This is a genomic window from Pseudomonas sp. Z4-20 (genome assembly GCF_051131955.1).
Taxonomy (GTDB): Bacteria; Pseudomonadota; Gammaproteobacteria; order Pseudomonadales; family Pseudomonadaceae; genus Aquipseudomonas; species Aquipseudomonas marvdashtae.
The window spans coordinates 5,563,791-5,587,118 of the sequence record NZ_CP071641.1; the positions used below are offsets into that span (position 1 = coordinate 5,563,791).

General features: G+C 57.5%; 28 protein-coding genes. 12 read left to right on the forward strand and 16 right to left on the reverse strand.

What is annotated here, in order from left to right; all coding sequences use genetic code 11:
- Positions 1–51: 51 nt before the first annotated feature.
- Together trpA and trpB are read right to left on the reverse strand one after the other, a co-directional pair.
- Positions 52–864, reverse strand: coding sequence for a tryptophan synthase subunit alpha (gene trpA / locus J3P82_RS25260; RefSeq protein WP_434559506.1), 813 nt, complete (start codon positions 862–864; stop codon positions 52–54).
- Complete coding sequence (gene trpB / locus J3P82_RS25265; RefSeq protein ID WP_434559508.1) at positions 864–2,096, reverse strand: tryptophan synthase subunit beta; 1,233 nt, start codon at positions 2,094–2,096, stop codon at positions 864–866. The genes trpA and trpB overlap by 1 nt, the downstream gene beginning before the upstream one ends.
- 112 nt (positions 2,097–2,208) lie before the next feature.
- On the opposite strand from trpB, the gene J3P82_RS25270 reads away from it, so the two are divergent.
- Positions 2,209–3,126 carry a LysR family transcriptional regulator gene (locus J3P82_RS25270; protein WP_434559510.1) on the forward strand — a complete coding sequence of 306 codons (918 nt, stop codon included), beginning with the start codon at positions 2,209–2,211 and terminating at the stop codon, positions 3,124–3,126.
- Here the strand turns inward: J3P82_RS25270 and J3P82_RS25275 are convergent.
- Positions 3,099–3,425: a DUF883 family protein gene (locus tag J3P82_RS25275; RefSeq protein WP_186611411.1), complete on the reverse strand. Its 327-nt coding sequence runs from the start codon at positions 3,423–3,425 to the stop codon at positions 3,099–3,101. The two genes, J3P82_RS25270 and J3P82_RS25275, sit on opposite strands and share 28 nt — an antisense overlap.
- 156 nt (positions 3,426–3,581) lie before the next feature.
- On the opposite strand from J3P82_RS25275, the gene J3P82_RS25280 reads away from it, so the two are divergent.
- Positions 3,582–3,797 (forward strand): dodecin, encoded by a 216-nt coding sequence (locus J3P82_RS25280; protein WP_003177209.1) that lies wholly within the window; start codon positions 3,582–3,584, stop codon positions 3,795–3,797.
- 115 nt (positions 3,798–3,912) lie between these two features.
- The gene (locus J3P82_RS25285; RefSeq protein ID WP_434559512.1) at positions 3,913–4,137 is read left to right on the forward strand and encodes a DUF1161 domain-containing protein; all 225 of its coding nucleotides are present in this window, start codon (positions 3,913–3,915) and stop codon (positions 4,135–4,137) included.
- 55 nt (positions 4,138–4,192) lie between these two features.
- Here J3P82_RS25285 and J3P82_RS25290 read toward each other — a convergent pair whose 3' ends face one another.
- Positions 4,193–5,194, reverse strand: coding sequence for an LLM class flavin-dependent oxidoreductase (locus J3P82_RS25290; RefSeq protein ID WP_434559514.1), 1,002 nt, complete (start codon positions 5,192–5,194; stop codon positions 4,193–4,195).
- Between the two features lie 236 nt (positions 5,195–5,430).
- Here J3P82_RS25290 and J3P82_RS25295 point away from each other — a divergent pair, with 236 nt between their 5' ends.
- Both J3P82_RS25295 and J3P82_RS25300 read left to right on the forward strand, forming a co-directional pair.
- A complete protein-coding gene (locus tag J3P82_RS25295) occupies positions 5,431–5,862 on the forward strand; it encodes an OsmC family protein (protein ID WP_434559516.1) in 432 nt (143 codons plus the stop codon).
- Positions 5,863–6,000: 138 nt separating this feature from the next.
- The gene (locus J3P82_RS25300) at positions 6,001–6,234 is read left to right on the forward strand and encodes a DUF1161 domain-containing protein (protein ID WP_434559518.1); all 234 of its coding nucleotides are present in this window, start codon (positions 6,001–6,003) and stop codon (positions 6,232–6,234) included.
- 6 nt (positions 6,235–6,240) lie between these two features.
- On the opposite strand, the gene J3P82_RS25305 is transcribed toward J3P82_RS25300, so the two are convergent.
- Positions 6,241–6,666: a hypothetical protein gene (locus tag J3P82_RS25305; protein WP_434559520.1), complete on the reverse strand. Its 426-nt coding sequence runs from the start codon at positions 6,664–6,666 to the stop codon at positions 6,241–6,243.
- 40 nt (positions 6,667–6,706) lie between these two features.
- Positions 6,707–7,120, reverse strand: coding sequence for a hypothetical protein (locus tag J3P82_RS25310; protein WP_186633032.1), 414 nt, complete (start codon positions 7,118–7,120; stop codon positions 6,707–6,709).
- Positions 7,121–7,178: 58 nt separating this feature from the next.
- On the opposite strand from J3P82_RS25310, the gene J3P82_RS25315 reads away from it, so the two are divergent.
- Together J3P82_RS25315 and J3P82_RS25320 are read left to right on the forward strand one after the other, a co-directional pair.
- Complete coding sequence (locus J3P82_RS25315) at positions 7,179–8,270, forward strand: aminopeptidase (RefSeq protein ID WP_434559522.1); 1,092 nt, start codon at positions 7,179–7,181, stop codon at positions 8,268–8,270.
- A gap of 493 nt (positions 8,271–8,763) precedes the next feature.
- On the forward strand, positions 8,764–9,546 hold the full coding sequence (locus J3P82_RS25320) for a S1 family peptidase (protein WP_434559524.1): 783 nt from the start codon (positions 8,764–8,766) through the stop codon (positions 9,544–9,546).
- A 147-nt stretch (positions 9,547–9,693) separates the two neighbouring features.
- Here the strand turns inward: J3P82_RS25320 and J3P82_RS25325 are convergent, their stop codons facing one another.
- Both J3P82_RS25325 and J3P82_RS25330 read right to left on the reverse strand, forming a co-directional pair.
- The gene (locus J3P82_RS25325) at positions 9,694–10,401 is read right to left on the reverse strand and encodes a hypothetical protein (protein WP_434559526.1); all 708 of its coding nucleotides are present in this window, start codon (positions 10,399–10,401) and stop codon (positions 9,694–9,696) included.
- Complete coding sequence (locus tag J3P82_RS25330; protein ID WP_434559528.1) at positions 10,398–12,008, reverse strand: RNA-directed DNA polymerase; 1,611 nt, start codon at positions 12,006–12,008, stop codon at positions 10,398–10,400. The genes J3P82_RS25325 and J3P82_RS25330 overlap by 4 nt, the downstream gene beginning before the upstream one ends.
- Positions 12,009–13,173: 1,165 nt before the next feature.
- Here J3P82_RS25330 and J3P82_RS25335 point away from each other — a divergent pair.
- On the forward strand, positions 13,174–13,536 hold the full coding sequence (locus tag J3P82_RS25335; RefSeq protein WP_434559530.1) for a DUF6124 family protein: 363 nt from the start codon (positions 13,174–13,176) through the stop codon (positions 13,534–13,536).
- A 136-nt stretch (positions 13,537–13,672) separates the two neighbouring features.
- On the opposite strand, the gene J3P82_RS25340 is transcribed toward J3P82_RS25335, so the two are convergent.
- The 3 genes from J3P82_RS25340 to J3P82_RS25350 are packed head-to-tail and all read right to left on the reverse strand — an operon-like array spanning position 13,673 to position 15,958.
- Entirely contained in the window at positions 13,673–14,206 is a 534-nt protein-coding gene (locus tag J3P82_RS25340; protein ID WP_434559532.1) for a hypothetical protein, read from the reverse strand.
- On the reverse strand, positions 14,203–15,498 hold the full coding sequence (locus J3P82_RS25345) for a PAAR domain-containing protein (RefSeq protein WP_434559534.1): 1,296 nt from the start codon (positions 15,496–15,498) through the stop codon (positions 14,203–14,205). Before J3P82_RS25345 ends, J3P82_RS25340 begins: the two co-directional genes overlap by 4 nt.
- Positions 15,499–15,523: 25 nt before the next feature.
- Positions 15,524–15,958, reverse strand: coding sequence for a DcrB-related protein (locus J3P82_RS25350; protein ID WP_434559536.1), 435 nt, complete (start codon positions 15,956–15,958; stop codon positions 15,524–15,526).
- A 647-nt stretch (positions 15,959–16,605) separates the two neighbouring features.
- Here J3P82_RS25350 and J3P82_RS25355 point away from each other — a divergent pair.
- Entirely contained in the window at positions 16,606–16,968 is a 363-nt protein-coding gene (locus tag J3P82_RS25355; RefSeq protein ID WP_434559538.1) for a DUF6124 family protein, read from the forward strand.
- Positions 16,969–17,027: 59 nt separating this feature from the next.
- Here J3P82_RS25355 and J3P82_RS25360 read toward each other — a convergent pair.
- The 4 genes from J3P82_RS25360 to J3P82_RS25375 form a co-directional block, all read right to left on the reverse strand.
- Positions 17,028–18,250 (reverse strand): IS3 family transposase gene (locus J3P82_RS25360; RefSeq protein WP_434557930.1). Its coding sequence is split into 2 segments (ribosomal slippage): positions 17,028–17,899 and positions 17,899–18,250, totalling 1,224 coding nucleotides; the frame shifts between segments, so codons are not numbered across the junction.
- A 135-nt stretch (positions 18,251–18,385) separates the two neighbouring features.
- Positions 18,386–18,661, reverse strand: coding sequence for an HU family DNA-binding protein (locus tag J3P82_RS25365; protein ID WP_003213368.1), 276 nt, complete (start codon positions 18,659–18,661; stop codon positions 18,386–18,388).
- 191 nt (positions 18,662–18,852) lie between these two features.
- Positions 18,853–20,001, reverse strand: a complete 1,149-nt coding sequence (locus tag J3P82_RS25370) for an NAD(P)/FAD-dependent oxidoreductase (RefSeq protein WP_434559540.1) — start codon at positions 19,999–20,001, stop codon at positions 18,853–18,855.
- 23 nt (positions 20,002–20,024) lie between these two features.
- Complete coding sequence (locus tag J3P82_RS25375) at positions 20,025–20,192, reverse strand: rubredoxin (RefSeq protein ID WP_003437744.1); 168 nt, start codon at positions 20,190–20,192, stop codon at positions 20,025–20,027.
- A gap of 176 nt (positions 20,193–20,368) precedes the next feature.
- Here J3P82_RS25375 and J3P82_RS25380 point away from each other — a divergent pair, with 176 nt between their 5' ends.
- Positions 20,369–20,932 carry a chorismate--pyruvate lyase family protein gene (locus J3P82_RS25380; protein ID WP_434559542.1) on the forward strand — a complete coding sequence of 188 codons (564 nt, stop codon included), beginning with the start codon at positions 20,369–20,371 and terminating at the stop codon, positions 20,930–20,932.
- Entirely contained in the window at positions 20,932–21,822 is an 891-nt protein-coding gene (ubiA, locus tag J3P82_RS25385; protein ID WP_434559544.1) for a 4-hydroxybenzoate octaprenyltransferase, read from the forward strand. Before J3P82_RS25380 ends, ubiA begins: the two co-directional genes overlap by 1 nt.
- Before the next feature lie 155 nt (positions 21,823–21,977).
- On the opposite strand, the gene J3P82_RS25390 is transcribed toward ubiA, so the two are convergent.
- Positions 21,978–22,361, reverse strand: a complete 384-nt coding sequence (locus J3P82_RS25390; RefSeq protein ID WP_434559546.1) for a COG4315 family predicted lipoprotein — start codon at positions 22,359–22,361, stop codon at positions 21,978–21,980.
- A gap of 152 nt (positions 22,362–22,513) precedes the next feature.
- On the opposite strand from J3P82_RS25390, the gene phoB reads away from it, so the two are divergent.
- Positions 22,514–23,203 (forward strand): phosphate regulon transcriptional regulator PhoB, encoded by a 690-nt coding sequence (gene phoB, locus J3P82_RS25395; protein ID WP_003177195.1) that lies wholly within the window; start codon positions 22,514–22,516, stop codon positions 23,201–23,203.
- Positions 23,204–23,328 lie beyond the last annotated feature (125 nt).

The following is a 23,328-nucleotide window of genomic DNA, read 5'->3' on the forward strand; positions in this document are numbered from 1 at the left end:
AAAAGGGGTTCAGAACCCAGTTCTGAACCCCTTTTTTGATGCTGATCCCAATCAGTCGACACGCGCTTTGCGCACGCCATCAGCCAAGGCAGCACACAGACTCAACACCCCATCAATCGCTTGCTCCGGCGTATCGGCGCTGGCGATATGATCGATCAGCGCCGAACCCACCACCACCCCATCAGCCAGTCGTGCGATGGCCGCCGCCTGCTCCGGCGTGCGGATGCCGAACCCGATGCTGATCGGCAAATCGGTATGGCGACGCAGGCGTGCGACAGCCTCTTCGACATGTTCCAGCGTCGCAGCACCGGCACCGGTTACGCCCGCCACCGACACGTAGTACACGAAACCCGAACTGCCGTTGAGCACAGTCGGCAAGCGCACGTCATCGGTAGTCGGCGTGGTCAGGCGGATGAAGTCCAGCCCTGCCGCCTGGGCCGGTTCGCACAACTCACTGTTGTGCTCGGGCGGCATGTCCACGACGATCAGGCCGTCGACACCGGAGTCCAGCGCCTCGCCAATGAAACGCTGCACGCCATAACGATGGATCGGGTTGTAATAACCCATCAGCACCAACGGCGTATCTGTATTGTCCTTGCGGAACTCACGAACCATCTGCAGGGTTTTCGCCAGGTTTTGCTGGGCGCCCAAGGCCCGGATGTTAGCCAACTGGATCGCCGGGCCGTCGGCCATCGGGTCGGTGAATGGCATGCCCAACTCGATCACATCAGCGCCAGCGGCAGGAAGTCCCTTGAGAATCGCCAGCGAGGTGTCGTAGTCCGGGTCGCCACCGGTGACAAACGTCACCAGGGCCGCGCGGTTCTGTTCCTTGAGTTCGGCAAAACGGGTTTGCAGGCGGCTCATCAGTGTTTCTCCTGCTGGGACTGTTCCATGTGGTGCATCACGGTTTGCATATCTTTATCGCCACGGCCGGACAGGTTGACCACCATCAGGTGATCCTTTGGCAAGTTCGGTGCGCGCTTGAACACTTCAGCCAGGGCATGGGCGCTTTCCAGCGCAGGGATAATCCCTTCCAGGCGGCAGCATTTGTGGAACGCTTCCAGGGCTTCGGCGTCAGTGACCGAGGTGTATTGGACGCGACCAATGTCGTGCAACCAGGCATGCTCCGGGCCGATACCGGGATAGTCGAGGCCTGCAGAGATCGAATGGGCGTCGATGATCTGACCGTCGTCATCCTGCAACAGGAAGGTACGGTTGCCGTGCAGCACGCCCGGCACGCCGCCGTTCAGGCTCGCCGCGTGCTTGCCGGTCTCGATGCCATAGCCGGCAGCTTCGACACCAATGATCTCGACACTCTTGTCATCCAGGAATGGATGGAACAGGCCCATGGCATTGGAACCGCCGCCGATGCACGCCACCAGGCTGTCCGGCAACCGACCTTCCTGGGCTTGCAGTTGATCGCGGGTTTCCTTGCCGATCACGGCCTGGAAGTCGCGGACCATAGCCGGGTACGGATGCGGACCTGCCACAGTGCCGATCAAATAGAACGTGCTATCGACGTTGGTCACCCAGTCGCGCAGCGCCTCGTTCATCGCATCCTTCAGGGTGCCGGTACCGGCGACCACCGGGATGACTTCGGCACCGAGCAGCTTCATGCGGAACACGTTGGCCTGCTGGCGCTCGATGTCAGTGGTGCCCATGTAGATAACGCAGTCCAGGCCGAAACGCGCCGCGACGGTGGCAGTGGCCACGCCGTGCATGCCGGCGCCGGTCTCGGCAATGATGCGTTTTTTACCCATGCGCCGCGCCAGCAGGATCTGGCCGATGCAGTTGTTGATCTTGTGCGCGCCGGTGTGGTTCAGCTCTTCACGCTTGAGATAGATTTTCGCGCCGCCACAATATTCGGTCAGGCGTTCGGCAAAATATAGCGGGCTCGGACGACCGACGTAGTCGCGCTGGAAGTAGGCCAATTGCTCGATGAACGCAGGATCTTCCTTCGCCACGTCGTATTCGCGGGCCAGATCAAGAATCAGCGGCATCAAGGTTTCGGCCACATAGCGGCCACCGAACGCGCCGAACATACCGTTCGCATCAGGGCCGCTACTGAGGTTGAAAGAGGTCGTAGACTGGGTCATCGGGCGCTCCAGGCGAATGCGTAGAAAGACAATGAGGCTCACTCTACCCCTGACATCTCGCCCTGAAAACCGATAAGATCGCCGCAACCTGTCAGGAAAACTCACAGATACCATGAGCCACGACTTACCGCCGCTTAACGCCCTGCGTGCCTTCGAGGCCACCGCCCGCCTGAACAGCGTAAGCCAAGCGGCAGAACAGCTGCATGTAACCCACGGCGCCGTCAGCCGGCAACTGAAGGTGCTCGAAGAGCACTTGGGCGTCAGCCTGTTCGTCAAGGATGGACGTGGCCTTAAACTCACAGATGCAGGGTTGCGCCTACGTGACGCCAGTGCCGATGCGTTCGAGCGCCTGCGCACCGTTTGCGCAGAGCTGACGCAAAGCACAGCGGACGCTCCGTTCGTGTTGGGCTGCTCGGGAAGCTTGCTGGCGCGCTGGTTCATTCCTCGCCTGGGCAGGCTCAATGCCGACCTGCCGGATTTGCGCTTGCACTTGTCCGCCGGAGAGGGCGACCTGGACCCCAGGCGCCCGGGGCTCGACGCATTGCTGGTGTTCGCCGAGCCGCCCTGGCCGGCCGACATGCAAGTGTATGAACTGGTCAGCGAGCGAATCGGCCCGGTCATCAGCCCTCGTTACGCCGGATTCGTCCACTTGCAAGATGCACCGGCCAGTGCGCTGCTCGGCGAACCGCTGTTGCACACCACTTCGCGCCCCCAGGCCTGGCCGACCTGGGCACGGCAAAATGCCCTTGAACCCCAGGCGTTGAAGTTCGGGCAAGGTTTCGAGCATTTGTATTATTTGCTGGAGGCTGCCGTAGCCGGGCTTGGCGTGGCCATTGCCCCCGAGCCGCTGGTCGCCGAAGACCTGCGTGCCGGGCGCCTGGCCGCGCCGTGGGGTTTCAGTGAAACTTCGGCGCGGCTGGCGTTATGGCTGCCCAAGCGCGCCGCCGATGGGCGCGCCCGGCAATTGGCGCAATGGCTCAGGCAAGAGCTGAACCCATCGATTCAGTCACCGCGCTTGCACAGCAAGTAGGCGGCCAACAAACCCAGCGCCCCGACCGCGACACCGGCGGTGGTCCAAGGGTGTTCTTGAGCGTAGTCGCGTGTGGCGATCCCCGTTTCGCGGGTTTTCACCTTGACCTCCTCATAGGCATCGCTCAGCAGATGCCGGGAATGTTTCAGTGCGCTTTCGGCATTTGCCTTCAGCGACTTGAGGGTCTTACGCGACTCGTCCGAGGCGTCGTCCTTCAGGCTTTCCAACGACTTGAGCAGACTCTCGATTTCCGCTTCCATGCTTTGCAACGAGGCTTTGCGTAACGAAGTGCTGGCCATAGTGGCTCTCTCCTGCAGTGGTTGAGTAGCGTGTGAGAGTTGGGACTCCGACCGTTTGGGAAAGTGCAGTAAATCTGAACTTTCGCAGCGTAAACGGCGACACAAGTAAGGCGAAAAATCGCTGCTAGGCTGTTAAAAACAACCAAGGAGAACGTCATGAGTGATCATCACACGTACAAAAAAGTCGAACTGGTCGGCTCGTCCCCCACCAGCATTGAAGACGCCATCAACAATGCCTTGGCCGAGGCCAGCAAAAGCCTCAAGCATCTGGAGTGGTTTGAAGTCACGGAAACCCGCGGTCACATCGAAAACGGCCGGGCCGCGCATTTCCAGGTGACCATCAAGGTCGGCTTCCGGATCGCCAATAGCTGACGCTCGGTGAACTTTGCACACTGGCGGAGTGCCATAGGGAATGGCGATGCGCTATCGAACGAGCGCGTCGCCCTGTCTCATACCTTTCCTATGATCCGACCAAGGAGTGCAAGCGATGAAAAAGTTGATGGTGGCCCTGGGTTTACTAAGCCTTGCAGGGACCGCGTTCGCGGCCGGCAAGCCCTGCGAAGAACTCAAAAGCGAAATCGCAGCGAAGCTCGATGCCAAAGGCGTGTCGGGTTATTCGCTGGAAGTTGTCGATAAAGGCGCAGCGGCTGACGCAAAAGTCGTCGGCACCTGCGAAGGCGGCTCGAAGGAAATCGTCTACAAACGCGGCTGATTACGCGTCCAAATCAAAGCCGACGCACCTGCGTCGGCTTTTTTGTGGCTGTGATTCAGCCCTTCATGACTTGCGCCAGCAGCTCATATGAGTGCAGGCGGTCGGCATGCTCGTACAGGTCGCTGGTGAAAATCAGCTCATCGGCCTGGGTTTGCTCAATCAGCACGTCCAACTTGGCGCGGATCTTCTGCGGGCCGCCAACCATGGCCAGGCCGAGGAAGTCGCCCACCGCTTCTTTCTCATGGGGCAGCCAGAGGCCGTTCATGGTTTCGACGGGCGGGCGTTGCACCAGGCTCTGGCCGCGCATCAACGCGAGGATCCGCTGGTACACCGAAGTCGCGAGGTAATCGGCCTGCTCGTCGGTATCCGCCGCCACCAGCGGCACGCCGAGCATGACATAGGGCTTGTCGAGCACCGCCGACGGCTTGAAGTGGCTGCGATAGACGCGAATTGCCTCGTGCATGAAACGCGGTGCGAAATGCGAGGCGAAGGCGTACGGCAAACCGCGCTCACCGGCCAGCTGCGCGCTGAACAAACTTGAACCCAACAACCACACCGGCACGTTGGTCCCGGTGCCGGGCATGGCGATGATGCGTTGGTCCGGCGTCCGCGGGCCGAGGTAGCGCATCAATTCGGTCACGTCTTCCGGGAAATCATCGGCGCTGCCGGAACGTTCACGGCGCAGCGCCCGGGCGGTCATCTGGTCGGAGCCGGGCGCGCGTCCCAGCCCAAGGTCGATCCGGCCAGGAAAGAGGCTCTCAAGCGTGCCGAACTGCTCGGCGATCACCAACGGCGCGTGATTCGGCAGCATTACCCCGCCGGAGCCAACGCGAATGGTCGAAGTGCCCCCTGCCAGATAGCCCAGCAGAACCGCCGTCGCCGAGCTGGCGATGCCGTCCATATTGTGGTGCTCGGCCACCCAGAAGCGGGTGTAGCCGAATTTTTCCACGTGCTGCGCCAAGTCCAGGGAGTTTCGCAAGGACTGGCCGGCGTTGCCGTCAGCACGGACGGGCACAAGGTCAAGGGTAGAAAATTTAACTTCGGACAGCTGTTTCATGGGCCGGCATCTCCAACGGCATATGAGCTTTCCTACGGACGAAAGCCTGCCGTTTCTATAGGTGTGCTACATGCAATGTGGGCATATACCCGATTTTCAATAGCAGCGAAGAATTTTCCTACTAAATTAGTCGGCTAATCGACCGGATGAACTTTATCGGTCGGTCTATCCTCACAATCCTGGCACTGAAAAATACCCAGGCGCGAACCCTCGCGCCGGATCAAGAGGAGGCACACATGGCTATCGTCAAGAAAGCATCGGCTCACTGGGAAGGTGACCTGAAGACCGGAATCGGCTCGATCTCCACGGAAACCGGCGTGTTGCGTGAAGCGCCCTATGGCTTCAAGGCACGTTTTGAAGGTGGCAAGGGCACCAACCCCGAGGAATTGATCGGCGCGGCCCACGCGGGCTGTTTCTCCATGGCATTTTCGATGATCCTCGGCGACGCCGGGCTCAAGGCCGACAGCATCGACACCAACGCCGAAGTCACGCTGGACCAGGTTGAGGGCGGCTTTGCGATTACCGCGGTGAAGCTGATTCTCAAGGCCAGGATTCCCGGCGCCAGCCAGGAACAATTCGAGGAATTGAGCAACAAGGCCAAGGAAGGTTGCCCGGTTTCCAAGGTGCTCAACGCCAAGATCACCCTGGAGGCATCGCTGGTAAGTTGATGAACTGAAAAGATCGCAGCCCCCAATAGGTTGCGATCTTCCTCATGGGCGATCTATTTACCCGAAAGCAATTGTGATCGAATGCAGGTCTGCAGTTTCAGCGCACAGGCAGTGCGCGCTGTATTGAGGAATTCCAGCATGAAACGATTCGCCCTGGCAGTCATCGGTTGCGCATTGGCCACATCGGCCCTCGCGGCGCCTAAATCCTGCGAGGAACTGAAAGCAGAGATCGAAGCGAAAATCCAGGCCAACAACGTGCTGTCATACACCTTGGAAATCGTCACCAATGACGAAGCGCACGATCAGAACATGGTGGTGGGCAGTTGCGAAAACGGCACGAAGAAGATCATCTACCAGAAGAACGACCGGTAGAGCGCTCTACGGAACGCAATTGACTTGTCGCTCTTCGGCCACGATTTGACGCTTGGCGTCATAGAGCCGGGCGCTGGGGGTGAACGCCAGGTTGCGTCCCTCCAGTCGATAGCGCTGGCCAGCCTCGAAATGGTCGTAACGCACGAGCATATAGCACAGCCGCTCTTGCGGTTCGGCTTGCATGCCCAACCCGCCACCGCTGAACACCTCGAAGTCGAAGCGAACTCTCAGTTCGTGGCTGCCCGGCGAAACCTGAAAGAACCTTCCGTCTCGCAACCGCTGGCCATCCAGGCTTTCAGCCATCAACATTTTGCCGCCCGGCATGGGTGTGGCGAAATCGATCCACGCCATGTTCGGGTCGACCTGGGGCAGCGGGCTCGTTGCGCAACCGCTCAAGGAGACCAGGGCCAGTAACAGCAGGGGTAAGCGCATGGTGAGATTCCCGGAGATCAGGCATTGAGCATAGCGCCAATCACGTTTGTTGGCAGCCCGCCGGCGTCCCTTGCCCAACCACTTTGCGCTGCTGGTCATACAGCTTGGCCCACGGACGGAAACCGATACTGCCGGCCTGCAGTTGATAACGCTGGCCCGCGTTGAAGTCCTTGAATTTCACGTTCAGCCGGCAATCACGCCACAGCGGCTCTGCATCCGGGCCGATGTTGCCCGGCTCCACGGCAAATTGATAACGCACCGTCAGCTCATGGCTGCCGGGTTGCACTTCGAAATAACGCCGGTCGATGGATTCCTTGTCGTCGACCTCCAACGCTTGCAACGCCGTGTTCTGATGGTCTGCAAGATCGATCCACGCTTGGGACGGATCAGGATCGGGCAAACCGGCACAACCGGTCAGCAGCAACAGGCCACTCGTCAGCATCAACACGCGCATAGCGAAGCTCCGGGCAAGCGGGATAGTCTTGGGGCAGACTTTCCCAGGGTGATTCCAATTGATCAGGCAGCGTTCACGCCATCGGTTACTCGACCGTGTTTTCCGAATTTTGTTTCCCGCCCTCGTGCTTTTGTTACTCAACGGTTGCTCCAGCGTCAGCTACTACGGCCAGCTCGCCAGCGGACAACTGCGACTGCTGCAAGCCCGGGAACCGATCGACCGGGTCATCGCCGACCCCGCCCGCGACCCGACATTGCGCGCCCATCTGGCCCAGGCACGGGAAGCCCGGGCGTTCGCCAGTGCCCACCTGCACCTGCCCGACAACAAAAGCTATCGCCTGTATGCGGACATTGATCGCCCCTTCGTCGTCTGGAATGTCTTCGCCACCCCGGAATTCTCCCTGGCACCGCAAAACCATTGCTTCCCCATCGCCGGTTGCGTCGCGTATCGCGGCTACTACAGCCAAAGCGCCGCCCGAGGCGAGGCCGCGTTGCAGCGCTTGCGGGGTATGGATGTATCGATTGGCGGCGTGGAGGCTTATTCGACCCTGGGCTGGTTCAACGACCCGATCCTGAGTTCGATGCTGCACTGGGGCGACGAGCGCCTGGCGACGCTGATCTTTCATGAGCTGGCGCACCAGCGGTTCTACGTAAAGGACGACACGGAATTCAACGAGTCCTTTGCCACCTTCGTCGAGCAGGAAGGCACCCGGCAATGGCGTGCCCATCGCGGACTGGCGCCGGACAACGGCAACAAGGTGCGCCAACGCGACCAATTCATCCAACTGATCCTCGATACCCGCCAGCGGCTGGAAACCCTCTACGCCCAACCGCTGCCGGCCGATCAGATGCGCCAGCGCAAGGCTGCGGAATTCCAACGCTTGCGCGCCGACTACGCGCAAATGCGCGATACCCAGTGGGCCGGCGACAAGCGCTACGACGCGTGGATCTACACGCCACTGAACAACGCACGGCTACTGCCCTTCGGCCTGTATGACCAATGGGTGCCGGCGTTTGCGGCGTTGTTCGAACGTGAGGGTGGGGATTGGGTTGCGTTTTATGCGGCGGTGGAAAAGCTCGGACGGTTGCCAATCGACGAGCGCAAGGCGACGTTGAAGGCATTGTCTGAGCGAAAGAGTGGTGGCGGTTGAACGGACGGGGCGCGAGCCGCGCCTTTACCACCACAATGAACCACCCGCCCAAACCTCACGCAACTGCGCCGCATTGAGGCTGCGCCGTTCGGGATTGAAGGCCAGCGTCGTACGCAACGACGGCCAACAGTGCCTGGGCAGGCTGCGCGGTGCCTTGAGTTGGCGCTCCAGCCCGGTATCGCGCGCCTGGTTTGACGGTAAACGCCGGTAGGGATGTTTCCCGCGTGCTATCTAGTAGGTGCTCAAACCACCTGTCGATCGTATAAATCGTTAAACCTGGCTCTCGTGACGGGCCGCAATCGGCCAGAAGCAGCCGGTGGACAACATCGTAGTAGACGCGTAGCTTCGCAAGTGGCCCTTGTCGAACCTTCGGAAAAATCTTCAGATGTCTTTGAGATGGGGTATGAGCCTAGACTCACCGGCAAAGAGCGCAAACCGATGCCACTTCGGTTTTCACACGAAGCTGGTTTCTAAATACAGTTAGGTGTCTCGAATGCAGCAAACCGAACCCAACCTAGAAAGCTATCGCTATTGGGCAAGATTACAATTTAATAAGTATAAGAGTTGCGTCGCGTACATTGAAAGCGTCGACGATAAAGGCGATAAAGGCATCGGCACTTGTTTCCATGTCGGGGAGGGAGTGTTCGTTACTGCACGACATGTCGTTGAGCATAGAACCGATTTACGAATCGGCTTTGATGATGACTCAATAACAATGGATTTGATGCAAAGATCCGAATACCGGAGCAAAGAAAATCTGGGAAATATTTGCATTACAGTAGGTCCGTACTTTCACCCAGACGACAATGTTGACATTGCATGTTTTAGCATCGATATTTTTCCTGCAGAGTCAATTCCACTTGGTGGTCATCTTAACGATTGGCTAGGTCAATATGAGTTAGTACTGCACAAAACCTTAATTCTCGGCTATCCCCCCATCCCTCTATCGGCTCGGCCGGTGTTGGTGGCTAGTCTTGGTGAGATAAATGCACTTACTGATTTATATTTAAGCAAGCATCCACATTTCCTAATATCGACCATGGCTCGCGGCGGGTTCAGTGGAGGTCCTGCCCTTGTCGCATATAACGAATTAAATATAGACGGCGGCACTGCGGCCCTAGGTGTTATTACCCAATCACTTACCGCAAACGACGGAGTCTTAGAAACTGGCTATATGGCGGTACTGACTGTCGAGCCAATTTACACGTGTCTAGAAGCACATGGCATGCTGCCAAAAGCTCAGGAGATAATTTTTGACGAGAGGGACTTCTTTTAAGAGGATAATTATCCTCCTTCTGCCGCTTCCTCCCAGTAGTCACAGACAGGAATCGGCCAGAGGCTAACGTTTGTAAACGTCTAAAATAGATGGGCGATTCACATATTCACCTGATCGTGCAACACTCTTAGGCAGATCAGTAATACTTCATCTAGAGATCGCAAGCTGAGTCATACTGCCCGCAATGTTCGACAGCACATCACTCGCACGCATACCGCTTAGCTCTACGCATAGCCTGTCTAAAGTGCGCTCCCAGTAATATCCATTCCGAGGATTGAACAGACCAACTTTTGAAAAATTTAATTCCCCCTTCGAAAAAGCTAAGCTGGAATATATTAAAAGCTGCTTAACATCGCTCACCCTAAAACCTCTGTCTCCTGCCTTGATTTCATAAAGGCAGTCTTTATATATCAAATCTCCTTCGCAAGCAGATACCACGCCACAGCCAGAGAATTTCGGCCTAGTATGAAAGTCCTTACTGTCAGGGAAGGTCAGCATTAAATTGCGAGTCAAACCAAAGATTTCTTTCTTGCACAAATCGTCAAGAAATAATGCAACCGACCCTTGATCCTTCGTGATTCTTAAGATATATCCAGCAACGCTCTCGATACATTCCTGGGCAACTGACAGTATCACTTCGCTCTTAGGCTGCACGCCAGCGACTCTAGCCCGGCTGAAGGTTTCGAATGCTAATTCGTTTAGAAATCCTCTTAAATTTACCGGGGCCACATTATCAATCGGCAATAATTGGCGAACAACTTTTAAATTTTCCCGACGCCAATAAGTATCGGCGAGAGGTATGATTTCGTGCCATAACGATGTAAAGCTGGAAGAAAAGTGCTGTTCAGATATCATACCGGGACTCTCCAGCCTTGAGGGTTCTTTTGCTTTGAGTCTGCTGCCCAGGTGAGTATTAGCTTCTCAAAATCATTCAGATCATGCTTTACAGAGTCACGCCAATGCTTTCCCTCATCCTCAAGTATATAAGAACTAATCAACATGGCTCTACGTTCCCAGACCGTTAGCGTAGAATAACTTTTTCGGCAGTTTGATATCCAATGATCCGCGCCTCGATGCGCCATCATTAATATGATGTCCCGCTTTATCATCATACTTAAAGGCTGCTTATAAAGTAATGACAGCAGCCTTTCCGATTCTTCTGAAAAATCACCGGAAAGCACTCTAAGCGTGTACGACAAATTTGTTGGCACTTGGGTTATATAAGATCTAGAAGAAATAAGCCCCCTTAGCTTTAAAAAAAGCTCTTCTTTTACATTAGGCTCCAGTGTGTCAAGCAGTCCGCGACACAGGAGCATTACCGCTGGATATATAGGGTATAAAAGATCCAGGCTATTTATAAGGGATTTAACAGCGTCATTTTGTACAGCCGGCTTCAAATGCTTCAATGCAGATATCAGTCTTCTGGAGAGTCCTTCGTCAATACGACTTTTAGAAAGCTCCCGACCTAGCATGCCAACAATATCAAATTTTGATAGTTCAGCCTTGAGTTGCTCATAGTCGCTTTCGGCAGTTTGGGAGTAAGGATCGAAATAGACGCGAAGACGTCTAAATGCTCGTTCCTCTGTATCGCGCTCAGCTTCATGCTCCTCGGGGGCTGAAAATTCGGAGGTGGATAAAAACTCCTTTGAAGTCATTATTCTTGTTTTTGTTTTTTGTAGCGACAAGCCTTCATTCGTTAAAAGCAGGTCATTAAGCGAAATCAATGCAGAATATGCTTCTTCCTTATTTTTGGCAAAAATAACAAAGTCGTCCACAAAACGACAAAAAGTTATTGACTCGCTTACTAGGAGTCGATCAACTCTGTTCAATAGAAGCTCACTGAGTATCCTCGCAGCAGCTCCTCCTACGGGTAAACCATATGAAACATTATCAGATATCGATTGGAGTATTGTCATGATGCGTTTTATGATATCGCCATTGCTGGTGGCTTTCTTAAGTGCATTCTCCAATCGATGGTGATAGATTCTTGGGTAAAAGTCTGATATGTCGCACCGAAGTACGTAAGTATTGTCATGCGCGTGTGCAACCGATGCATGCTGAAATTTCTGCCATCCAACCTCCTTATCAAATAAGGACCCCGTATCTTTGTCTGGTTTAAATCGATAAGAAAAAACCATATCAGAACCTAACCTTTTGGACTCGATCTGCTCTGCAATCGTTAGCACTAGAGCAAGCAAATATACATTCCAAATCGGATCTATCTGTGTCCCCCATCTGAATCCGCTATACCCGACCACAGACAGATTTTTTGCCGTCAAAATCGGAATGTTTTTTACTGCGGCATCAAAATCCTTATCAATGCTTTCTAGGACGGCGATAACTCCATCAGCTTTGTCATTGAATATGTGATTTTCGATGGGATACGGGAATATATCGGTATCACCAAATTTGGCAACATTTTTTACGGCCAGTCTGAAAGTATCAGTTTTTATGAGTGGCACACTCTTCTCCATGAGTTTGTTATTGAAAGTAAATAAGGTATACCTTCAATGTAGCGATTTATCTGATTGTAACGTTGCTTTTCCCACAAAAAAACGAAACAAACTAAGCCTCATTTTGCTAGCACGGGAAGGGAAAGCAGCTTTCCCCCTTGTCAAGGCAGACGGCTTCGCCCCATGTACATAACATAGGAGGGGCATTATTCCCATTACTTAATTGCAGATGCCGGGGCATCCAAATGTCCCTAGACGCATAATTGAATTTCCTCTGGTTTGACAGTCGCTGTGACCGGCTAGTTTGAGCCGTAAGCAGCTCTGGGCTGAATGTCTTCTTCTCGCCGTTTTCCGCCGGTCGCGAGAGGCAGAAAACGACCCGAAGCGGTCGTAACGCAGGTTCCAAATCGGGGCTTGAATGGATCAATCCAGCCAGGCCGAAGTCCTGCCTCGTATTCTTTGCGTACGTAGGCGAGCGACTCTGCGCATCCCATTTCCGCCTCGATAGCGCCTATGCATCCCCAGCAATCTCCGCCGCAATTGCCTGATAGCGGACCTGCTGGGTTGTCGAGTAAGCGTCTACAGATCGTGCAGTATTCCGGCTTATTGCTGTTCGTCATAATCCCGCTTCCCAAACATCCGGTCTTGGCCGCAAGGAGGCCCGAGGACCTTTCGAAACAGAGTTATGCGCCGCAACATATGGCATAACAATACTGTTACTTCTGTTTCTAACAATCTGAGGTGTGGCAACCGAGGCGAGGCTCTGCCTTCTTACTTTAGACGTGCGGGAGCAAGCCTCCGCGCCTTGATTCAGCAAAGCCCTACAGCATTGTTTAACTCCCAACCGCCACGCCTCCGCCGAGCTACGAATCCTTGCGCCTTTGCCTACAACTACGCCAGAATCCGCCGGCTTGTGCGCCTTGCCCCCGGGGCCTATTGTCTTCCTGCCACTGCCCATCAGTGGTCGGGTTTAGTAGCCCTGGTTGGAAATACATAACGGTTGCATGAGTCTCATCAGTCAGGCCTTGCCTGCACTCGATGGTGGCTGTGCGCATGGCGCCTTCGGGCGCGCCGGGCTTTTATGTGTTTTCCACCGGTCTACTAACTTGCGCACAGCTGCCACCCCTTCGTTTAGTAGCGAGATGGTTGCGGCCTACTAGAAGGAATAATGCATATGTTCAAAATAACTCCAAACCCTCCAAAAGCAGATCCCAACTCTCCGTACCTCGACGGCCTCAACGCCAAAAAGCTCGACGAAGCCGCCCAGCGCGCATTGGATTATTACCTGGCGCCCAAACCGGAAAAGCCCGAAGAAACCCCTCAACCCGGCCAGCTATTCACTGTCGTACAAGACATGGACAACGAATGCCTACTGGCCAACCTCAGCGAAACCCTGGCCTCCGCAGACGCGATGGTCAGCACCCTGGCCTTCGACCTGGATGGCGCGCACCGCCACTTTCTCCTAGGCATCCAGCAATTGATCGAGCTGAGCACGTTGCTGGCGAACCGGGCGCTGCAAAACGTTGACCCGCGTTAACCGTTACATGTAACCCGTTCTGGCGAGGAAGCAATCCCTTGCCACGAATCAACGAGCGTCGACATCTGTAACCCAACTCCCCTGCAGGTTGTCGACGCCGACGGTCAGCTCAGACCGTTAAATCCATTGGCGTTCGTCAAATATTCCCCGGCACAAAATCCGGCCCACCCAACTTGTCCCGCACCATCACCGCCGACCGCATCAGCGGCGTCCACATGCAGTCCGGGCTGTTCCACGCCGCGCCGGCCCAGCGGGTGTCGGCGACCAGTTCAGCCTTGTGGTTTTCCAGCAGTCGCTTGAGCGCTACGGCGACGCTGCCCATGTCCACGTCGAACAGATCGCCATACGGGCCGAGCGGCTGTTGGCGCTGTTTGTCCTGGCAGAAGCGGTAATACCAGACCCAATCGGCGGCGATGTAGATCGCCCGCGTGCGGTCTGGGTACGTCGCCAGCATCGTCAGCAGGGCCGCCACGAAACGCGGGGGAAAGCTGGCGTCGTGGGTCTGGCGCCAGTACGGCATGATCAGTTGGTCGAACGCGGCCACGACGTTTTGTGGCTCGTCGTTGTCAGTCTTGGCTTCGAGAAAGTAGAACGGCTCGCCCACCAGGAATTTGTCCAACTCGTCATTGGCCAGCGCCAACAGCAGCACGTTGTCTTGCGGATTACTCATGGGATTCTCACAACGTCTTGGGCCTTCATCAGTGCGTTGATGTCATTGCCGTGGAAGATCGGTACGTTGTCCAGCACCGCTTCGCGCATGCCGCCCGGATGGGTCAGGCCACCGGGGCGCCAGAGCGAGTTCACGCCGCCTTCGTTACCGGTCGGCATCAACACCTTGGGTTTGTCCAGGCTCAGCATGTAGATGTCCTTGCCCACCAGCGATCCCGGATCGTACCCCAGGGCTGACTCCAGCACCGAAACGTCGCCGGTTTTCTTGTACTCGGTTACCACCGCGCTGAGGTCGGATTTTGCCATGACGAATTTGTTCGGGTTGAACGAGCCATATTTCGGGTTGGCGATGTCGTCGGTGGTGAAAAGGAAACTGCCGCCCTCGTCCTCGAAGGTCTTGAGGTGCTTGTCGATATACGGGCCTTCGAGGTAGTCGCTCGGTGGCGGCCGACTGCCCTTGGGAATCGCCATGATATCGGCGTCGGTGGTGCCCGGCTTGTACGCCGCGACGCGAGGTTTGGGCGCTGCGCCGAGGCGGGCCATTTTCGGCCCCAGCCCCAGCAGCGCCATACCCGCGATGCCCTGGAGCAAGTCGCGATAACCCGGCCCGAGGCGATCACCCAAATCGCCCAGCAAGGCCATGCCGCCCATCATGGCGCCGCCAATCACCACGAAGCCTGCAAACGCCGCCGCGCCGGCCATCGCCGCCAGTACGGCCGCCGCGCCCATGGCGACCAGCCCCAAGGCTTCGAGGCCGGTGTGCAGCCACCCTTCGATGTCGAGGACAAACGCCACCGAGATCGTCGGCCCGCCAATAAACGTATTGGGGCTGCCGGTCTTGATGTGGGCGCCGCAGACCATTTTGCTCTGCAAGCGCGCCGCTGGCTTGCCGTTGATATAGACGGTGGCGCTGCCCTCGGCGATCAGCACCGGGAACGGCCAGATCGGATGGTTCATCGGCAGGCCCGTACACCCCGCCGACACGTCGACGCCGGCGCGCATGGCGTTGCGCCGGTTGATGTGGACGTTGAGGCTGCCCATGATCAACGCGCCCGTCGTGGGCTCGGGCAAATTGAAAATGGTGTTCAGGCCTTTGAGTATCTGGAACATCGACAAGCCGCCGGCGGCAATCGAGCCCGCCATGATCGCCAGCGCCACGCCCCCGGTCGCGACCGTGGCCGCCACCACCGCCGCGCCGATCAACGCACCGGCAACGGCGCCCGCCACCATCGCGGCGACACCGAAACCGTGGGCTATTTCGTCGCCGAGGCGCGCAGCGGCCAGCATATCCATCGCGTTAGGGTCTTCCGGAGATTGATCAGGCGGTCGCGGACAAGACCTTGAAGGAATGCATGGCGGCTTTCCAGGCGGGTTCGTGATGCACCAGATCACCCGGCGTCGTGGTCAACGTGGTGATCAGCCCTACGGGTTGGCGATCGATGAACACCTGGCGCAGCATCAGCTCTCGCCCTTCGCGCTGCCAGGTGTAATCGAGCAGCACGGCGGCATGTTCGTGGAGGAAAAAATCCCAACGCTTGATCAGCTTGAACCCAGGCAGTTGCTGCTCGGCGCTGGCCAGTTGTTGATCGACATAATCGTTGAACGGCGTATCGCCTCGGCTCGGGTCGCGACTGATGACAAAGCTGGCTTCCTTGGCGCCGCCGACGGCTGGCAACTTGAAGATGTTGATGCTCTGGTCCTGCCAGGTGTCAGGGATGTCGAGATCGGCTTCGTGGAGGCGATAGAGCGTCATGATCCGGGTCGTTTTCCAGGCAAGAGGGAGGCTTGAACGAGCGGCAGATCTTCAAGCAATGGAGGGTAACAATCAAGGTGCCTGAAGAGGCCGTTTTCGAGGCCATGACGCCGGTCTCAATTTTGCCGCCCGAGTTCCACCAGCAACCCCGGATCCGTGGCGAGGGAGCTTGCTCCTGCTGGGTGGCAAAGCCGCCCCAAAAGGCCCGGCGCGTTCCTACAGACAAACCGCATCAACCGGCCTACGACGGCTGCGCCGCCGAGCGGGAGCAAGCTCCCTCGCCACGAATCGGGGGCATCCGTCAGAACAAAATTCATCCTGAGTCTCCCTCTTCCGCCAAGCTACGCATCCTTGCGCCTTTGCCTACAACTACGCCAGAATCCGCCGGCTTGTGCGCCTTGCCCCCGGGGGCCTATCGTCTTCCTGCCACTGCCCATCAGTGGTCGGGTTTAGTAGCCCGGTAATAGCAACGGCTGCATGAGTCTCATCAGTCAGGCATTGCCTGCACTCGATGGTGGTTGTGCGCAAGGCGCCTTCGGGCGCGCCGGGTTCCGTTGCCTCTACCGGTCTACTAACTTGCGCACAGCTGCCTCCTTTCGTTTAGTAGCGAGACGGTTGCGGCCTACTAAATCAGAGGTAGCGTAACGATGTTCAAAATAACTCCGAATCCTCCAAAAGCAGATCCCAACTCTCCGTACCTCGACGGCCTCAACGCCAAGAAACTCGACGAAGCCGCCAAGCGCGCGCTGGATTATTACCTGGCGCCCAAACCGGAAAAGCCCGAAGAACCCCCTCAATCCGGCCAGCTGTTCACTGTCGTACAAGACATGGACAACGAATGCCTGCTGGCCAACCTCAGCGAAACCCTGGCCTCCGCTGACGCGATGGTCAGCACCCTGGCCTTCGACCTGGATGGCGCGCACCGCCACTTTCTCCTAGGCATCCAGCAACTGACCGAGCTGAGTTCGTTACTGGCGAACCGAGTGTTGAACAACGTCGATCCGCGCTAACCGCTGCGCCACGATTTACTCAGTGTCTAGTCCTGAAATAGGTTTACACCTGTTTCATCTCAAAGCGCCCGATGCACCGCATCGGGCGTTTTGTATTTCAGAGCCAAATGAGGTCGCTTACGGTTATAAATTTCTATCGACTCCTCGACCATGCGCTTGGCTTGGGCAAGGTCTTTGGGACGGTGTAAAAGAAACTCCGTTTTCAGAATCCCATTCACCCGTTCCGCTAGGGCGTTCTGGTAGCAGTCATAGCCATCAGTCATCGAGCATTTGATGCCGTGCTTGGCATGCAGCCTCTGGTAGAGATCAGAACAGTATTGCGAGCCCCGATCAGAGTGATGTACCAGCGGCTGATTGCTTCTTCGATGCCGAAGGGCTTTGGTCATTGCCTGGATGACTGACTCGGTATGCAGGCTTTCATGCACATGATGGCCGACTATTTTGCGCGAGAACGCATCAGTGACCAGGCTCACATAAGCGACGCTTTGTTCGGTAGGCAAGTAGGTTATATCTGCTACCCATACCTGTTCAGGACCCGTGGCAGTGACTTGGTCAGGGCCGGGTTTGAGCCGATTCGGATGTCGACGGAAGCGATGATGACTATCGGTAGTCTTGTGATAAGCGCGTTTGCGTAGGACCAGTTGTCGATGGTCTCGCAAGATAGCGAACAACCGATCTCGACCTACCGTTCGCGTCAGTTCAGGTTCGGCTTGCATAAGGCCATGCAGCTTACGAGTGCCCAACCGGGGCATTTCAAGACGAGTCTCCAATACAAATCCCAGCACTCTTTGCGTATGTCTGGCTTGTGCGTCGTAAGCTCGATTGCGCTTGTAGTAGGCCTGCCGAGAGATGCCTAGAAACTGGCAAGCCCTGGTAATGCTCAGGCCTTCGATTTGCCCTTGGGTGAGGACTTGCCGGATCGCTTTTTTACGACAGAAACACCGTAATCGTTTTTCAGCACGTCAACGACAGCTTCAAAAAATTGGGCTTTCTGGTTGGCAAGGGCCAGCTTTTCTTCCAGCTCCTTGATTCGCTGCTCTGGTGTCAGCGGCAAATTTGGCTCGGCCATCGGTCGGTTCCTCTGGGCACGGATGGAGGCGCCTTGACTCCAGTCCTGCCGTCCATGCTTGCGTAACCACACCAACACAGTCGACCGACCCTGAATCCCATAACGCCGTTGAGCCTCTTTATAACTCAGTTCGCCCTTTTCAACTTGATCGACGACCGCCAATTTAAAGCCCAGCGTGTAGTCACGCTGACTGCGCCTTTTTCCTGATTCCATTGGTTCCTCCTGAGGATAGGTCAGAAGGTGTAAACCTTATTCAGGACGAGACACAGGCACAAAAAAAGGCATATCGATTCATCGGTATGCCTTTTTGTCGCCGCTTTCTTCCCTCGACAGAGGTACTCCCCGCAATTACGGGTTAACGCTGTCCTTCAACGACTTGCCTGGCTTGAACGCAACGGTGTTGCTGGCCTTGATCTTCACTGGCTCGCCGGTTTGTGGGTTCTTGCCGGTGCGGGCGCCGCGGTGGCGTTGCAGGAAGGTGCCGAAGCCGACGAGCGTGACGCTGTCCTTGCGGTGCAGGGCGCCGGTGATTTCTTCGAGGACGGCGTTGAGGACGCGGTTGGCTTGTTCTTTGGTGAGGTCTGCTTTTTCCGCGATGGCGGCAGCGAGTTCTGGTTTACGCATGAATGAAGCCCCTTTGACGGTTTTTTTGTTGTTATGTCCGTGCTGTTCTCTTCGGAACAACCCCTAAGGCGCCGCAGGCTCTACTCTGCGGCAGACGGGAGTGAGGATGGCACGGGGCCGCAACCGGCGCCAGTGTCCGACGGGCCTTTGTCGCTTCAAAAGCAGGGTATTTACGACAGAACGACCGGCGTTTACGCCAGTAGTGCCGGAAGCTGCTTGTTCAGCGCCAGTTTCTCCATGGCCGCCGCGCCCGTTAGGGCATAACCCAGCAGGTTGCCTTGGGCGTCGCGGCACAAGGCCTTGATGTCGGCGCCCTGCCCTTCGACGCTCCACACGCCTTCGCTACCCCGTGGTGGCGGCGAGACCACCAACGGGCAAACCGGGGTCTTCACCGTGATCGGCATGGCGCCGTAGCTGACAGCGGTCGGGTTGCCGGCCAGGGTCTGGGCCAGGGCGCGAGCGCAGCTCATCAGCGGCATAACGTAGAGCAGGTTCAGGCCATCGACTTCGGCGCAGTCGCCCAGGGCGTAGATGTTGGCGTGAGACGTTTTCAGCTGACGATCAACCACCACGCCGCGATTGATCACCAGCCCGGCGGCCGCTGCCAGGTCGATGCGTGGGCGCAGGCCGATGGCCGAGACGACGAGATCGCAAGCGATCACTTGGCCGTCCGACAGGTGCGCCTCCAATCCGTCGGCCACCCGTTGCAGGCGATTGAGCACCGGCCCCAAGTGGAAACGCGCGCCCAGGCTTTCCAAACCCGCTTGCACCGCTGCGGCGGCGGCCGGGTGCAACAGCGTCGGCATGACTTGTTCGCATGGCGCTACCAGCTGCACTTCGTAGCCGCCCAGGATCAGGTCGTTGGCGAATTCGCAGCCGATCAGGCCGGCGCCGAGCAGCAACACCCGGCGCTTGCCAGCGGCGGCGGCGCGAAAGCGTGCGTAGTCTTCGAGATCGTTGATGGGGAAGATCAAGTCCGCCGCGTCGCCCTGCACGGGCACGCGCACGGTTTCGGCGCCCCAGGCCAGGACCAGGTCGCGATAGCTCACCGCTTCCTCGCCGATCCACAGGCGCTTGTGGCCCGGGTCGATGCCGCTGATGCGCGTGTGGGTGCGGACCTCGGCCTTGAGCTGCTCGGCCATGGCGCCTGGCTCGGCCATGCTCAGGCCGTCGGCGTCTTTGTTCTTGCCGAAACCCGTGGAGAGCATCGGCTTGGAGTAGGAACGACCATCGTCCGCGGTAATCAGCAGCAACGGGGTTTCGCTGTCGAGCTTGCGAAACTCCCGGGCCAGGTTGTAGCCAGCCAGGCCGGTACCGACGATGACGACAGGTGCGCTCATGTTGCTCTCCCTTTGAGGAACGATCAGTTGATTTCGATCATCTCGAAATCCATTTTGCCGACGCCGCAGTCCGGGCACAGCCAATCTTCTGGTACGTCTTGCCACAGAGTGCCGGGCGCGATGCCATCGTCCGGCCAGCCGTCAGCTTCGTTGTAGATCAGGCCGCAGACGATACATTGCCACTTCTTCATTCCAATATTTCCTCAAGATGTCAGGCCTTGGCCGGTATTTTCCGGCTCAGGGCGGTTTTGTACTGATCGTTCGCAACAGATGCAAGCAGGATCCGCGCGGCGGCGGGTCCGCTCAGGCAAAATCACCGACCGACATGGTAAGCTCGCGGCCTCATTTGCTGCCAATCAAGACCTCTGTGCCGCATACAAATTCGAAATTTCCTACACTCCAATGGCTGCCCCAGCACCTGCTGTCGCCCCGTCCAGATGCTTGCGTGCTGGACTGGCTGTTCGACGACGGATCCCTGACCCGACGCCTGGCCGGCCTGTCGGACGAGCATTTCAGCGTGACGCCGTTGTTCGAGGGCTGGCAGCCGTTGCGCGCCGACGAATGCGCCGCGCTGGATCTGGCCGACGGCAGCGAGGGCTGGGTGCGCGAGGTGTACCTGCGCGGCCACGGCGAGCCTTGGGTATTCGCCCGTAGCGTGGCGGCGCGCAGCGCCTTGCAGGGCGACGGTTTGCAAATGGATGAACTCGGTAGCCGCTCCCTGGGTGAGCTGCTGTTTTGCGACCAGGCGTTCCAGCGCCGGGCTATCGAGGTGTGTCACTACCCGAGCGAATGGTTGCCACCCCAGGTTCGCGCCAGCGCGCTGTGGGGCCGTCGCTCGCGTTTCGATCGCGGTGCGCTGAGCGTGCTGGTGGCGGAGATTTTCCTGCCGCGCCTGTGGACCGTTGCGCGCGCCTATTCGGAGAACTGCTGATGTACGTGCAATTGCTCAAATCCTTGAACCGCCTGAACCCGCGAGCCTGGGACTTCGTGCAACTGACCCGCATGGACAAGCCCATCGGCATCTATCTGCTGCTGTGGCCCACATTGTGGGCGTTGTGGATTGCCGGCGAAGGCTCGCCCTCCCTGGCCAACATCGTGATTTTCGTGCTCGGCGTGGTGCTGACCCGCGCCGGCGGTTGCGTGATCAACGACTGGGCCGACCGCAAGGTGGACGGCCACGTCAAACGCACCGAACAGCGTCCGCTGGTGAGCGGCAAGATCAGTTCGAAAGAAGCGCTGGTGTTCTTTGCGGTGCTGATGGGCGTGAGCTTCCTGCTGGTGCTGTGCACCAATGCGCCGACGATTCTGTTGTCCTTGGGCGGCTTGGCCCTGGCGTTCAGTTATCCGTTCATGAAGCGCTACACCTATTACCCGCAAGTGGTTTTAGGCGCGGCGTTTTCCTGGGGCATGCCGATGGCGTTCACCGCCGAAACCGGCCATCTGCCGGCCGCCGCGTGGTTGTTGTACATCGCCAACCTGCTGTGGACGGTGGGCTACGACACTTACTACGCGATGACCGACCGGGACGATGACCTGAAGATCGGCGTGAAGTCCACGGCCATCCTGTTTGGCGATGCCGACCGGGCGATCATTCTGACGCTGCAAGGCCTGGCGCTGGGTTGTCTGTTGCTGGCTGGGGCTCAATTCAACCTGGGCGGCTGGTTCCACCTGGGGTTACTGGCCGCTGCGGGATGTTTCGCCTGGGAGTTCTGGTACACCCGTGGCAAGGACCGGATGCGTTGCTTCAAGGCGTTTTTGCACAACCATTGGGCCGGGTTGGCGATTTTCGTGGGGATTGTGCTGGATTACGGGTTGCGCTGAGTTCTGTGGCCGAGCGCTGGGTTTGGGATGAAGAAGAACCCTGTGGCGAGGGAGCTTGCTCCCGCTCGGTTGCGTAGCGACCGCAAGATTTTTGGGGCCGCTTCGCAACCCAGCGGGAGCAAGCTCCCTCGCCACGAAGAGCGGTTTGGTGCTGGTCAGTCGGGCTTGGCTATTTTCCAGACGCCACCCTTGCCGTCGCCCGTCTTGTCGCCGGCCTTCTTGTCGCCGACGAAGGTGTACAGCGGATCGCCGTCATAGGCCCACTGCGAGGCCCCGTCATCGCGAGTGATCACGGTCCATTCCCCTGACGGAGTGGCGGTGCTTTCGGCCTTGAGCGGTGGCCAATTCTCGGCGCATTTGTCGTTGCACATTGATTTGCTGTCGTCGTCCTTGTCATAGGTGTAAAGGGTCATGCCCTTGTGATCGACCAGCACGCCATCCTTGACCATTGCCGGTTCGCCAGCCGCAAACGCCATCGCCGGCAACATCAGCGCAGCCACCAGCCCCAGCGCCTTGATGGATTGAGTGTAATAAGCCATGGAAACCTTCCTTCGCAGTTGTCAGGATTCGGACTGAAAAGCGTAGTCCAAGATCCCCTTCGCTGCCGCTCAAGGAAATAACTGTCACACGACTGCAATAATTCCGTTATCTAATGCGGCGCAAGACAGTTAAATGACAAGAGGATTACCCCATGGTTGGCAGGAGCATTCTGATCGTCGACGACGAGGCGCCCATTCGCGAGATGATCGCCGTTGCGTTGGAGATGGCCGGCTATGACTGCATGGAAGCAGAGAACTCTCAACAGGCCCACGCCATCATCGTCGACCGCAAGCCCGACCTGATCCTGCTGGACTGGATGCTGCCTGGCACTTCCGGCATCGAGCTGGCGCGGCGCCTCAAGCGCGACGAGCTGACCGGTGATATCCCGATCATCATGCTCACCGCCAAGGGCGAAGAAGACAACAAGATCCAGGGCCTGGAAGTCGGCGCCGACGACTACATCACCAAGCCGTTTTCCCCTCGGGAGCTGGTGGCGCGCCTCAAGGCCGTGCTGCGGCGTGCCGGTCCGACCGATGGCGAAGCGCCGATCGAAGTCGGTGGCTTGCTGCTGGACCCGATCAGCCACCGCGTAACCATCGACGGCAAGCCTGCCGAGATGGGCCCGACCGAATACCGCCTGCTGCAATTCTTCATGACCCACCAGGAGCGCGCCTACACCCGCGGCCAACTGCTGGACCAGGTGTGGGGCGGCAATGTGTATGTCGAGGAACGCACCGTGGACGTACACATCCGACGCCTGCGCAAAGCCCTCGGCGATGCCTACGAGAATCTGGTACAAACCGTGCGCGGCACCGGTTATCGTTTTTCGACAAAGGCTTAACGACAGTTGCAAGCTACAAGCGGCAAGCTGAGCCGCGCTTGGCTTTTAACTTGTCGCTTAAAGCTTGGAGCTTGAAGCTGCCCTAGGGATTTTTCCGTGAATCAAAACTGGCATGGCACCCTGAT

Excerpts from the sequence above, each read along its gene's own strand:
- trpA (WP_434559506.1), bottom strand. The coding sequence starts at position 864 with ATGAGCCGCCTGCAAACCCGTTTTGCCGAACTCAAGGAACAGAACCGC.
- trpB (WP_434559508.1), bottom strand. The coding sequence starts at position 2,096 with ATGACCCAGTCTACGACCTCTTTCAACCTCAGTAGCGGCCCTGATGCG.
- J3P82_RS25270 (WP_434559510.1), top strand. The coding sequence starts at position 2,209 with ATGAGCCACGACTTACCGCCGCTTAACGCCCTGCGTGCCTTCGAGGCC.
- J3P82_RS25275 (WP_186611411.1), bottom strand. The coding sequence starts at position 3,425 with ATGGCCAGCACTTCGTTACGCAAAGCCTCGTTGCAAAGCATGGAAGCG.
- J3P82_RS25280 (WP_003177209.1), top strand. The coding sequence starts at position 3,582 with ATGAGTGATCATCACACGTACAAAAAAGTCGAACTGGTCGGCTCGTCC.
- J3P82_RS25285 (WP_434559512.1), top strand. The coding sequence starts at position 3,913 with ATGAAAAAGTTGATGGTGGCCCTGGGTTTACTAAGCCTTGCAGGGACC.
- J3P82_RS25290 (WP_434559514.1), bottom strand. The coding sequence starts at position 5,194 with ATGAAACAGCTGTCCGAAGTTAAATTTTCTACCCTTGACCTTGTGCCC.
- J3P82_RS25295 (WP_434559516.1), top strand. The coding sequence starts at position 5,431 with ATGGCTATCGTCAAGAAAGCATCGGCTCACTGGGAAGGTGACCTGAAG.
- J3P82_RS25300 (WP_434559518.1), top strand. The coding sequence starts at position 6,001 with ATGAAACGATTCGCCCTGGCAGTCATCGGTTGCGCATTGGCCACATCG.
- J3P82_RS25305 (WP_434559520.1), bottom strand. The coding sequence starts at position 6,666 with ATGCGCTTACCCCTGCTGTTACTGGCCCTGGTCTCCTTGAGCGGTTGC.
- J3P82_RS25310 (WP_186633032.1), bottom strand. The coding sequence starts at position 7,120 with ATGCGCGTGTTGATGCTGACGAGTGGCCTGTTGCTGCTGACCGGTTGT.
- J3P82_RS25320 (WP_434559524.1), top strand. The coding sequence starts at position 8,764 with ATGCAGCAAACCGAACCCAACCTAGAAAGCTATCGCTATTGGGCAAGA.
- J3P82_RS25325 (WP_434559526.1), bottom strand. The coding sequence starts at position 10,401 with ATGATATCTGAACAGCACTTTTCTTCCAGCTTTACATCGTTATGGCAC.
- J3P82_RS25335 (WP_434559530.1), top strand. The coding sequence starts at position 13,174 with ATGTTCAAAATAACTCCAAACCCTCCAAAAGCAGATCCCAACTCTCCG.
- J3P82_RS25340 (WP_434559532.1), bottom strand. The coding sequence starts at position 14,206 with ATGAGTAATCCGCAAGACAACGTGCTGCTGTTGGCGCTGGCCAATGAC.
- J3P82_RS25345 (WP_434559534.1), bottom strand. The coding sequence starts at position 15,498 with ATGGATATGCTGGCCGCTGCGCGCCTCGGCGACGAAATAGCCCACGGT.
- J3P82_RS25350 (WP_434559536.1), bottom strand. The coding sequence starts at position 15,958 with ATGACGCTCTATCGCCTCCACGAAGCCGATCTCGACATCCCTGACACC.
- J3P82_RS25355 (WP_434559538.1), top strand. The coding sequence starts at position 16,606 with ATGTTCAAAATAACTCCGAATCCTCCAAAAGCAGATCCCAACTCTCCG.
- J3P82_RS25365 (WP_003213368.1), bottom strand. The coding sequence starts at position 18,661 with ATGCGTAAACCAGAACTCGCTGCCGCCATCGCGGAAAAAGCAGACCTC.
- J3P82_RS25370 (WP_434559540.1), bottom strand. The coding sequence starts at position 20,001 with ATGAGCGCACCTGTCGTCATCGTCGGTACCGGCCTGGCTGGCTACAAC.
- J3P82_RS25375 (WP_003437744.1), bottom strand. The coding sequence starts at position 20,192 with ATGAAGAAGTGGCAATGTATCGTCTGCGGCCTGATCTACAACGAAGCT.
- ubiA (WP_434559544.1), top strand. The coding sequence starts at position 20,932 with ATGTACGTGCAATTGCTCAAATCCTTGAACCGCCTGAACCCGCGAGCC.
- J3P82_RS25390 (WP_434559546.1), bottom strand. The coding sequence starts at position 22,361 with ATGGCTTATTACACTCAATCCATCAAGGCGCTGGGGCTGGTGGCTGCG.
- phoB (WP_003177195.1), top strand. The coding sequence starts at position 22,514 with ATGGTTGGCAGGAGCATTCTGATCGTCGACGACGAGGCGCCCATTCGC.